The organism is Peribacillus sp. YIM B13481 (assembly GCF_042787985.1).
GTDB classification, from domain to species: domain Bacteria; phylum Bacillota; class Bacilli; order Bacillales; family DSM-1321; genus Peribacillus; species Peribacillus simplex_A.
This window is the reverse complement of the sequence record NZ_JBHZPE010000050.1, coordinates 18,595-30,499: the sequence shown is the minus strand read 5'-3', so window position 1 is coordinate 30,499 and position 11,905 is coordinate 18,595. Positions and strand designations below refer to the sequence as shown.

The window sequence follows — 11,905 nt, the reverse complement described above, 5'->3', positions numbered from 1 at the left end:
TAGTAGATTCTCCTCACTTATTGTGTATGATTCTACATGCCCTTATTTTTATTGTCCAACTAAGTGTAACCTGTCCAGACTTTTTAGGTTGTAATTCTATTTCCTTATTAAAACTTTACAGAAATGGGTGATATTTTTGTCTATTAAGAAATCAATGGGCCAGTACTTCAGAATGAGACAAGAGCTTGCGGACGAAGGAATGGACTTTTTATTTAAGACTCCAGTGACTGGAGAGCTTAATTCAATAATTTATGAAGGTGAAGTTGACGAAGAAGATTATATTACATGGAAACCTGTAGAAAAAACGACTTCACATGACTTAAAGCAGCTAGAAGAGAACTTAGAAGTGCTATTCCATAAATCAATTATTGAATATTTTAATTCGTATTGGTTCGCTGATTTAGACGGATTTTCAAATGATTCCTATATTAAATTAGAGGCGGTTTTGCCAAACTTCGAATTTGATTCATTCCGGGGGACCTTAGTGGGATATAAGAGCAATCATAAAAATAGACTAGAAAATGTCCCTTTAGGTATTGAAGGGAATGGTTTGTTTGTGGTAATTGATAATGAGAACGGTAAAGTAAAGTTAGAGGATTTCGAAAGGAATTCATTTGAGATTATTTCAGAAAGTATTGAAGCGTTAATTTCTAAACTAAGGTTAAAAAGATAATCGTATATAGACAATAGAAGTTGGTAAAACCGAGGTAAGTGGTTCTATCAACTTTTTAATTTGAAGAAATATATTAAATCTTTATGTACGTCAATATTCCCTCCTAAAGGCCGCAAGAAAGGAACAAAGGCGGGTTCAGACTTAGATGATATTATTGATATATAGAAGACCTTGGAAATGAAGGAGAAACTATATGGATAAAATTCAAATTGCGAAAGACATTAGAGGTGCCATAAAAAGTGGCCAATTGGATACGTTAAGAGATTTGCTTGAGCAAGAACCAGAAATGTTAAAATGGAAGACACCCTTTGGTACATGGTTACATATAGCAGCAGCTTTTGGACAGTTAGAAATAATAGAATATCTAATTAATGCCGGGATAGATACTAATGTACAGGGGGGAACTTTTTCTACAAATGCCCTTGAAAGAGCAGCTACAAAAGGGCATTTAAATATTGCCGAATATCTCATTAACCAGAATATTGAGATTGATACAAGTGAACCAGATAGAAATCCTCTGTTTGCTGCAATATATGGTGGTCATTTTGAGATTGTTAAATTGTTAGTTGAGAAAAATATAGATATACCTATAAAATACTCTGGTGACAACATGATAGATATGGATGCTTATGGATTTGCCATTGAAAGAGGGCAAACAGAAATTGCTGAGTATTTAAAGGAGAAGATGGATCTGATGCTGTCTTCAAGTTAGTCTATGAAAAATTAATGAAAGCCAAAGGGTGTAATAGTCAAAATTAGGCGGAAAACTGGCTACCACACATTTGTGCTGCATCAGGTTTAAGAGGAGGGCTTTGAATTTTTGGGTAACAATTATATAGATCAAATAGAAAATAAATTAAACACCTTAAATATTAAGAAACAAGAAGTCTTTTCTTTAAGTTCAAGAGAAAATCAGATTAAGAGAATAGAGACGATGTATGATATTAACATTCCAAAAGATTATAGGGAGTTTCTTCTTAACTATGATGAAACTTTTTTTGAAAATGAGGTAACATATAAACCGATTGAGACATCACCTTGGACATCTAAGGAGGGTACTCAAGTATTTGAAGGTTTTTATGGATTAGCTGGTGAAAATAATTTATTCGACCAAATAGAAGGTTATTTAAGTCGAATGCCAGATTGTATGTTACCAATTGGGGAAAGCCCAGGAGGAAATTTAATATGCATAGGAGTAAAGAAAAGCTATATAGGTAAAGTTTACTTCTGGAACCATGAAAATGAACGTGAAGCTAAAATAATGGTAGGAATAGAAGTTGCTTCAGATGACATTAACTCATATTGGGAAAATATACATCTTGTATCGGAAACATTCTTAGGTTTTTTAAGTGGGTTAGAATTAATTAATGAAACTGAGAATATTGATGTTGTTGACGTAGAGCTGTGGCTAGATGATGACTTATTAGATGATTAAATTGTTAGCATTATTGGTTAACAGTATTATTATTTTTACCTTTTAAATGGATAGCACCAACCATATAATTGAAAAAACTTTTGAAAATTCAATATTAGTAGGTGATTTTGGTGAAATATTCAGCTTTACAGGTATTTATTAAGCAGTATGGCGAAGGTGATGATTTTACAGGTGGAGTAAGTGAAGATCAAGTTAAAGAAACTGAAAATAAATTACAGGTCCCACTTCCGGATAGCTACAAGTGGTTTTTAAGGAACTATGGCTCAGGAGGGATTTTTGGTGTAGATATAATAGGATATGATTTAGTAGGTCCATCAGTAGTAGATGCCACCAGAGCTTATCAGAAATATTATAAATTAATTGACGGGATAGTGGTTATAGAAAATGTTGATGAATTTGCTTACTGTCTCGATACGAATAAAATGCAAAGTGGAGAATGCCCAGTGATTCTTTGGGATAACCAAGAAGGATATGGTTTTACCGCAGCTAATAATTTCCTAGACTATATGATCGAAAGTCTTGAAGAGGCAAAAGAAAACTGGGATGAAGATGAAGAAGATTGGTAAAAGCTAAGGGTAATTTATTTATCATGCTTGTGGTAAAAAGTATTTTTATATAAGAAGAAGCGGATAGAGCCTTTAGAAATTCAAAAAGGAACTATCCATTTATATATTACTTAGATTTATCGTATTCCCATATCCTACCGGAAAAAGGAACAAATCAGCTCATATAGGTAAAGACTTTTTGACAGGAGTTTGGGGTTTTGTCACAAATCCTGGGGTAGCCACTACAAAAGCGGCTACAGTAAAAAGCGTTACGAAGGCAAAAGAATTAGCCTCAATTAGTAATCTAAAGCCTTACAATCCTAAAAATCAACTATTGTTGGCAGGGGGAGTACTGAATGAATAAAGAGGAATTAACAAATTTTATTAATGAACATAAGGAATCCGATGACTTTACAGGTGGAGTAGATGAAAGTCAAATCAATGTTGTCCAAAATGAGCTAGGGGTGGAATTACCAGAAAGTTATAAGTGGTTTTTAACGACTTATGGTTCTGGTGGGTCATTTGGTGTTGATATTTTAGGAGTGGCTAAGTCAAATAGAGCTCCAGTTGTTGTTAATACAAAGAGTTATAGAGAGTTGGGATTGGCTAAGGATATAGTAGTTATTGAAAATGCTGGAGAATATTTTTATTGTTTATATATCAACAAAATGGAGAATAATGAGTGCCCAGTAATAGCGTGGAATAGACAAGGGGGACTTGATGACTGCAATACAGCAAAGAACTTTTATGAGTTTTTATCACAAAGGTTATTGGATGCAAAAGAAGCATGGGAAGAAGATTTTTAAAATAGATAACTAGAAGCAATTACAAATGGGACATGCCTTATAGGGTTTATGTGAAAATTAATTGAGAAGATAAAAGGTATTAGGGAACGTTGGTAGCTTGTCGAAATGTACATAAAAGGATGTGGTTATTAATGAATAATGATAAACCTCTTAAATCAGAAACCCCAATATTAGGAACAGACCACACTATGTTAGATTTCTGGCAATGGGGATTTTCAAAAATTTTAACAAACAACCTAAGGGGAATTTTTGCTGAGTTTTTGATTGGAACTGCCCTTGGCTGTTTAAATCAATTACGAGTTGAATGGGACGCATATGATTTAGTTTATAAAGGTATGAAAATCGAGGTGAAATCCTCTGCGTATATCCAAGCATGGCATAAGGAAAAATATTCAAACATCAGTTTTAGTATTGGGGCAAAAAAAGAATATGATTATGAAACAAATACATATAGCCCGACCGTAAAACGGAATGCAGATATTTATGTCTTTTGTTTACTAAAAGAAAAAAATTTAGAATTAATTGAACCATTAAATATGACACAATGGGAATTTTACGTTGCATTAACTAAAGACTTAGATATGCATTTTCCCCATCAGAAAACAATATCTTTAAATTCACTCAAAAAAATAGCTCAACCAAGTACATATGAAGAATTAAAACAGACTATAGATGGTCTATTGTAGGGATTACATTTAAAGGGATCCAGTAGGTAAAAGTAACAGGAAATAAGTCAATGCAAAATGCACCGCCCTTGTCTATATCTAAAACGGTCAAATTGATACAGAATATTACGGTAACTCCTACATCAACCCGTATATTCGTAACCATCTTCATAGTAACTAACAAGCAAACTAGTAGCGAATATTACGCTTGAAAGCGACACCTTCATTAGAAGAAACCAACGGGGATAAAAAGCACCCCCATTGTTAGACACTATCTAACAATGGGGGTGAGTTTTTTCTGACTAATTATACGAAAGACGTAAAATTACATGCAATTTTGAGTACTTGGAAGAATAAAAAACCCAACATTTTGAAGCGGAAATCAAAAGATAAGCTAGCCTAAGTGGCATTATCGCTTGGGGTTTTAGCCTATTTAACGGTTTTGTAAAACAGAGATAAGTCCACTCTTTAAGGAATAACCCAATTAAATATGATAAGGGCATGTTTTGATTAATTTTTTCAAAACATACTTTTCCTGTTTGTTCATCTATCGTATTAATTTACAAAATTTGTTTCAAAGCTACATACGGTATTAAATTCAGTATTGCTCAAAATAACGATGTCTTCGTTGGTGGGTATATGAAACCAATTAATTATGGTAATATAACTAAAACGGAAAATACGTTCGCTTAATCATTGTAATCAGTAGCTGAATGTTATATGCTGCTTATAGAAGGTTTTATATAGGGGCGAGAGAATTGAATGTTAGAGAAAAAAAGTATAAACTAATAGATTTATTTGCAGGTGCGGGTGGCTTAAGTAACGGATTTCAGCAAACAGGAAAATTTGAAATAGTTGGGGCCGTAGAAATTAATAAAGAAGCTATTGAGACATATATATATAATCATCAAAGTGACAAAAAAATAATAATTAAACCTTCCGATAGTGAAATAAGTGATATTAGTGACATTGATTTCGAGGAATTTATGATAGAAAAAGGAATAAATCCTTTAGAAACAGTAGTAATTGGTGGGCCACCATGCCAAGGATTTTCAAATGCAAATAGGCAAAAGAATTATTTAATTTCAGGTAATAATCAACTCGTAAAAGAGTATGCACGTGCAATAGATAAAGTTAGACCAGTAGCGTTTCTAATGGAAAATGTTAAAACTATGAATTCTGCTACCCATAAGTTTTTTGTTACAGAACATGCAGATGATTCGATTTATGCTTATAGTTCTGAGCAACATTTACAGAAGATAAGTGGTGGTGAAGATCCTTTTTGGAATGATGAAGAGTTAATCCTACTTGAAACAGATAAAGAAGAATATAAAGATTTAATTAATCGAATATTAAAGATGAAACATGTTAAGCCACTCATCACAAGCGAAACAGAGCTTTCTAGAATTAGAAGTGTAGTTCGTAAATTAAAGAAAACAAAACCTTACAATCCAACTTCAGTTAAGGAAAAGAAAGAACTATTAGAAATTCAACAAATTATTGATTCTCTTTTAAGATATAATTTTGGTGAATTGAATACTGAAGAACAAATGATGGATATAGTGAATATAGCTATTCATACATTTAAAAAGATAGCTAACGGTAGTAACATTGACAACGAAAAAATGTTAAACAATCTTCAAAGTTTTGTTGAAATCAATCAATTGTTAAGGTACCTGAAAGAAATTGAAGATGAAAATATTTTAAAAATAGGAAATCCTAAAGTGCTTGGAAATGGAAGTTTAAAAGTTGTAGTTGCAGTCAAATCTTATAACATTGTTGTTTATCTAGAAAAATTCTTTAAACATTTAGGTTATAAAATAACTTTAGGAACGGTACATTCTAATCATTATTTTGTTCCTCAAAAACGTCAAAGGTTTATGGTTTTAGGTGTGAAATCGAGTGCAACAATATGTGATGAAATTACATTTCCAGAAAGATATGCTGAAAAGAATTTCACTGTAAGAGATGCAATTGGAGATTTAGAAAAAATTGATCCTACAAAGAATGTTAAGGAAAATAAGTTATTTTACAACGTTGAAATTAATAGTACCGAAATGCAAAATTATTATCGCTCTGGCATGGGAGAAAATATAATATATAATCATATTAATACAGACAGTGAGCCATTGAGTAAACAGAGATTTGAAGAAATTAAAAATAAAGAAGGTAAAAATTTTCATAGTTTATCAACAGAGCTTCAAGACGTTTCATACACTGATGCGTCTAGAACTCAAAATACAATATATTTAAGATTAGATTATGATGTCCCGTCCCCAACAGTGATTAATGTTCGAAAGTCTATGTGGCAACATCCTACAAATGCAGTTGCCTTAAGTATAAGAGAAGCAGCTAGGTTACAATCCTTTAAAGATAATTATATTTTTAAAGGATCTAAGGATAAGCAATATCAACAAATCGGTAATGCAGTGCCGCCATTAATGGCAAGAGCAATGGCTGAACAGATTCTTTATTATTTAGGGGAAGAACCTAATCAATATTTAAAAGATGAATTTAGATAGTATTATAGCAGTAATCCATTTGTAATGGTTTGCTGTTTTTTTTTTGAAAGTTTGTTAGAATAATTTAAAAGTAAAAAATAGGTGGAGATTATGGCTACAATTCAAACACAACCGAATGCAGCTCCTGTAATTCAAGCTCTTAGAAGTATAGGTTATAATGCACAAACAGCAATTGCTGATATAGCTGATAATAGTGTTGATGCAAAAGCTCAATATATTCATATTGAATTTGAATATGAAATGGGAAATGGTTATATCAAAATAGAAGATAATGGAACAGGCATGACTGGCGCAGAAATACAGCAAGCAATGACATTTGGATCAAAGGATCCCAGAGAAAAGAGAGCTAAGGAAGAGCTGGGTCGCTTTGGGATGGGGTTAAAAACTGCGTCATTTTCTATGGGGAAACGATTATGTATTATTACAAAAAAGGATGGAATAATTTCTGAACGCTGTTGGGATTTAGATTATGTCAGTGATAAAAATGAATGGCTATTATTTACAACAATTCCTAATGAAATTAGAAATAAAATTGGTCGAGTAGAAGGGAATAGCGGAACCATTGTTTTTATAGATAGACTAGACAGATTTTGTGGCTTTGGAACGCACAAGGTGTTGAAACAAGACAGTTATTATTCAAAGGTGAAGCGCATTCATAGATACTTAGAAATGGTCTTTCATGTGATTTTAGAGAAAGGCCTAGTAATTACGATTAACGGTAACACTTTATCCCCTTGGAATCCGTTTTTACAAGGCAATACAAGACGGATTGAAGGTGAAGAGCAAATGATTAGGGTGAATAAAAAGCTGGTAAAAGTCACCCCTTTTGTGCTTCCCCACCCATCTACGTTTAATCAAGTAGATTATAAACATGCAGGTGGTGTAAAAGGCTGGCGTGATCAACAGGGATTTTATATTTATAGAGAAAATAGAATGGTTAGTTTTGGTGATTGGTTTGGTATGTTTCCAAAGGATGTACCATCAGAACTGGTCAGAATAAAAATAGAGTTTTCAAATGATGCTGATGATGATTGGAAAATCGATGTGAAAAAATCCACAATTTCTGTCCCTGATGAAGCGAGAGAAGACTTACAATCAATAGCAAAATTTTATCGAAAAATATCACAAGAAATGATGCTCTATCGTACAAAAGCTACACGAACAGGTGAGAAAATAAAAGGGACTTTAAATACGTGGGAACTATCGACAGATGATGTAAATAGTTCCTATACTATAAATAGAACACATCCTGTAATAACAGAAATTTTAAAAATCATTAATTCTGATGCTAGAAGAAAGCTGAATGTATACCTTAAGCTGGTTGAACTAGGTTCACCTAATAATCTTTTAAAGACTGCCAATTTGGTAAAAAAAGAAGGGCAGCAGATTGATGAGAAATCAAAGAATTTGGTAATAGATTATACGGAAATTTTATTTAGTTCAGGTATTGAACTAGATATTGATAAAGTTGCAGAAACAATCTCTATGATGGCTGGATTTGAAGGTATTGAGATTTATACGATTAAAACAATCATTGAGAAAGAAGTGAACATAGATGTTTCAAAAAATACGTGAAGAATATTTAGTTTTAGTAGATAATTTATACACAATTTTTAAGAATTCTGGTTTTGATAAACCTTTAGATTTAGCAATTAGAAATGCTCAAGAAAAAATCATTAAGGATTATGGGGATCTAGATTCAAAGGATTTAGAGAGCCTATCTTTAGAGGCCTATTCGAAATATGATTCGATAAATGTGCGTAAAGCAAATTCAATTAGAAGTAATGATAACATACCTTGGTTTGAAAATACTCATCCGACTTACTCATATTTCTGGCCTCGATATGAAAAGTATTTACAAAAAATTAAAAAGTGGCCACGTGATACAGTAGAAACTATTAATGTTACAACTAACGATATTTTAAAAAGCATTGGAAATCCTAAGAGTACAGAGACATTTGATAAAAGAGGATTAGTTTTAGGACATGTACAATCCGGAAAGACAGCAAACTTTACAGGGTTAATCAATAAAGCATTTGATGTAGGCTATAAATTAGTAATTGTTTTAGCTGGTATGCATAATGATTTACGCTCTCAAACTCAACTACGTTTAGAAAGAGAAGTAGTTGGTACTGTCGATAAAATTACTGGTGAAAAACAGGGTGTAGCACTAGTTAAAACAGGAGGTACACAAATTGAGACGTGGACTACTGTACAAGACGACATTTCTACCAATAATGCAATCGGTATTAAAAATTTAGATAAGCCGATATTACTTGTTGTAAAGAAACAAAAAGATGTACTGCCTAGTTTAATTGATTTATTAAGAAATAGTATTAAGCTTTCAGAGATGAGACCACCAGTATTAATTATAGATGATGAGGCAGATCAAGCTAGTGTTGATGCTTCTAAAAAAAATATTGAAAATCCTAGCAAAATTAATCGTCTAATCAGGGAATTATTAAGTTTGTTTGATCAAAAATCCTACGTTGGTTATACAGCTACACCATTTGCTAATCTACTAATAAAAGCAGATGCAAACCATACTGATGTAGGAATGGATCTATATCCAAAAGATTTTGTTATCGCATTGCCTAAACCGGATGGTTATTGTGGACCAGATGAATACTTCAATACAACAGGTTATTTAGAAGACAATAAACCTATGTATATTAGGCACTTAAGCTCAGAAGATATTGTTATTTTAGATAAAATGAGAACAAAAGATGATGCAGAATTATTTACAGAAGTTCCTAGATCTATGCAGGAAGCTATATTAGCCTTTTTACTTTCGACTGCTATTAGAAATTTAAGAGGTCAGATTGGTGAGCATAATTCAATGTTAATCCATACTTCAAGACTTACAGATGTTCAAAACTCTATGTGTGGTGTTATTAACGGTTTCTATAAGAAATTATCAAATGACCTAATATACAATTCGAAAAATGAATACATAGCTACGCTACAAGAACTGTACGAGAAAGATTTTTTAGAAGTGCAAAGTAGTTTTGAATTGTCACAACAATCTAGTATTCTTGCTTGGGAAGAAATCTATAAAGAAATTAAAGCTGTAGCAGGTAAAGTGGAAGTGATGGAGATTAACGGAGAGAGCGAAGATGCTCTTGAGTATGATAAATACAAAGAAAACGGACTGTATGTAATTGCAATTGGAGGAAATAAATTATCGCGTGGTTTAACATTAGAAGGATTAACGATTTCCTATTATTATCGTGGTAGTTCAATGTATGACACACTAATGCAAATGGGACGTTGGTTTGGCTTCCGTAACGGTTACATGGACCTATGTAGAATCTATACAAGTAAAGAAATTGCAGAGAATTTTGAGTATCTTGCTGGTGTTATGAGTGAGCTAAGAGAAGAGTTTGAAAAAATAGCAAGAGATGGCTTAACACCAGAAGAATATGCAGTAAGAATGTTAACGCATAAAAAAATGACAGTTACTAGTCCAGCAAAAATGGGTACGGCGGAGTCTCCTATTATTTATACAGGAACAATGCAACAAACACGTAGCTTTGAGAAAAACAAAGAATTCTATATAGATAATATGGAGGCTACCGTTCATTTCATTAATAGTGTAGAACAAGAATTTGAAACTACTAGTAAAAGCACTAAGTACCATATTGCTAAAGATGTCCCTAGTCAGATTATTATCAATTTCTTAAAAAAATATAAAACTGTTTCTTCAGCACGAATTGTTAATAGCAAAAAAATTGCAGATTATATTAGCGATATGAATAAAAAAAGCCTGTTTGAAAAATTCAATATTGCTGTTGTGGATATAACGAAAGCTACATTAAATAGCCAGAAGGCAATTGATAATGGGATTACTCCTTGGAAAGTAAATTTAGGGAAGTTATCGATTGAAAGTGCTGTTATTCGTAGTATTGATCAGGATAAAAGTAAAGGGATCGGTGTAGTAGATTTAGGTGCGATTGTTGCAGCTAATCAAGAGTTTATTGACATAGATCGAACCACAGATAAAAAGGTAAATATAGAGTTAAGAGCAAATGAAAATCCGCTACTTTTAGTTTATCCATTACACCCACAAGTCAAATCATTTAGTAATTTAAAAATCGATTTTAATGGAAATTTAGTGCCGATTGGGCTAGCTTTTTCTTTTCCAGATATTGTAGAAATACCATTCGGAGATATTGATCATGAAAGAGCAAAGAAAGAAGGGGTTTACATTTACAACAATACAGTTGGAAAGGGTGCTTCTAATGATTAATATCTCAGAAAGATTCAAGTTACTAATTGAACAATCAAAAAACGAGGAGTCAGATGAAATTTACCGCTTAGAGCCAATCTATTTTCAAACACCCTTTATATTAATTGGAATTGATTTACTGAATTTGCAAAGACGTATTTATATTGATATTACGAGTGAAAAATGGGAGGAAGATCAATTGAAATCTTTCCCTAAATGGAGAGGTATCGATATAGGACAAGAATATTTTTCGCAAATTGGTCCATTAAAGGACAAAAATTTCTTAGTAATTTCTCAAAATGTAGAGGGTAGCGAAGAAATATTTGAACAAGTGCTACAAAATTTAGTTAATCATATTTTAATTGAAGAAGTGTTGCCGCTTTATACAGTAGTATATGAGGTTTTAGACCGTTGGCATAATTTTTTTAAGAGAAAATGGGATACCAAATTAACCCTTGAAGAAGAAATGGGACTATTTGGAGAGCTTTATTATATCAATAAATGGCTTGAAATTTTTCCACAAGAGCCCCCTTTAATTATTAAAGATTGGAAAGGTCCGTTAAAAAACCGAATCGATTTTGTTAGTAAGAATAGTGGAGTAGAGATTAAAACAGTCGCACCTAAAATAAGAGATGAAATTAAAATTTCGAATGAAAAGCAATTAGAGATTAATCCAGTTATTGATAGATTGTTTTTATATATATTAAAGGTTGAAGTAAATGATTCAACTGGTAAGTCTCTTCGAATTTTGATTGAAACCATAGAAGAGCAGCTTACTGATCGTGCACCTTCTTTAGCGGTACAATTTAAGGATTTACTACTTGAGGTTGGCGTTATTAGTGAAGATTATGATAAAAACTACTTTTTTGTACATGAGGAATTAGCGTACAATGCAACCGAAGAATTTCCTAAACTAACTTCAAAAAACTTACCAATGGGTATTACTAATGTTTCATATTCAATTGACATGACACATTGTAAAAGTTTTAAAGTTCCTTTAGAAGGTATATTCAATTTGAATAAATAAGGAT

At 32.3% G+C, this 11,905-nt stretch carries 11 protein-coding genes; all 11 read left to right on the top strand.

Annotation, left to right across the window (positions count from 1 at the left end; translation table 11 throughout):
- Window positions 1–154: 154 nt before the first annotated feature.
- The gene (locus ACFX4X_RS21135) at window positions 155–673 is read left to right on the top strand and encodes a SecY-interacting protein Syd (protein WP_377386140.1); all 519 of its coding nucleotides are present in this window, start codon (window positions 155–157) and stop codon (window positions 671–673) included.
- Window positions 674–866: 193 nt separating this feature from the next.
- Complete coding sequence (locus ACFX4X_RS21130) at window positions 867–1,385, top strand: ankyrin repeat domain-containing protein (RefSeq protein ID WP_377386137.1); 519 nt, start codon at window positions 867–869, stop codon at window positions 1,383–1,385.
- 108 nt (window positions 1,386–1,493) lie between these two features.
- Window positions 1,494–2,108: an SMI1/KNR4 family protein gene (locus ACFX4X_RS21125; RefSeq protein WP_377386134.1), complete on the top strand. Its 615-nt coding sequence runs from the start codon at window positions 1,494–1,496 to the stop codon at window positions 2,106–2,108.
- Window positions 2,109–2,218: 110 nt separating this feature from the next.
- Complete coding sequence (locus ACFX4X_RS21120) at window positions 2,219–2,674, top strand: SMI1/KNR4 family protein (RefSeq protein WP_377386131.1); 456 nt, start codon at window positions 2,219–2,221, stop codon at window positions 2,672–2,674.
- Between the two features lie 178 nt (window positions 2,675–2,852).
- Window positions 2,853–3,017 carry a hypothetical protein gene (locus ACFX4X_RS21115; RefSeq protein ID WP_377386129.1) on the top strand — a complete coding sequence of 55 codons (165 nt, stop codon included), beginning with the start codon at window positions 2,853–2,855 and terminating at the stop codon, window positions 3,015–3,017.
- Window positions 3,010–3,459, top strand: coding sequence for an SMI1/KNR4 family protein (locus ACFX4X_RS21110; RefSeq protein ID WP_377386127.1), 450 nt, complete (start codon window positions 3,010–3,012; stop codon window positions 3,457–3,459). The genes ACFX4X_RS21115 and ACFX4X_RS21110 overlap by 8 nt, the downstream gene beginning before the upstream one ends.
- Before the next feature lie 131 nt (window positions 3,460–3,590).
- Window positions 3,591–4,145 (top strand): hypothetical protein, encoded by a 555-nt coding sequence (locus tag ACFX4X_RS21105; protein ID WP_377386124.1) that lies wholly within the window; start codon window positions 3,591–3,593, stop codon window positions 4,143–4,145.
- Between the two features lie 737 nt (window positions 4,146–4,882).
- On the top strand, window positions 4,883–6,646 hold the full coding sequence (locus tag ACFX4X_RS21100) for a DNA cytosine methyltransferase (RefSeq protein WP_377386121.1): 1,764 nt from the start codon (window positions 4,883–4,885) through the stop codon (window positions 6,644–6,646).
- 90 nt (window positions 6,647–6,736) lie between these two features.
- Window positions 6,737–8,221, top strand: a complete 1,485-nt coding sequence (locus tag ACFX4X_RS21095; RefSeq protein ID WP_377386118.1) for an ATP-binding protein — start codon at window positions 6,737–6,739, stop codon at window positions 8,219–8,221.
- Complete coding sequence (locus tag ACFX4X_RS21090) at window positions 8,202–10,895, top strand: Z1 domain-containing protein (RefSeq protein WP_377386116.1); 2,694 nt, start codon at window positions 8,202–8,204, stop codon at window positions 10,893–10,895. The genes ACFX4X_RS21095 and ACFX4X_RS21090 overlap by 20 nt, the downstream gene beginning before the upstream one ends.
- Entirely contained in the window at window positions 10,888–11,901 is a 1,014-nt protein-coding gene (locus ACFX4X_RS21085) for a PD-(D/E)XK motif protein (protein ID WP_377386113.1), read from the top strand. Before ACFX4X_RS21090 ends, ACFX4X_RS21085 begins: the two co-directional genes overlap by 8 nt.
- Window positions 11,902–11,905 lie beyond the last annotated feature (4 nt).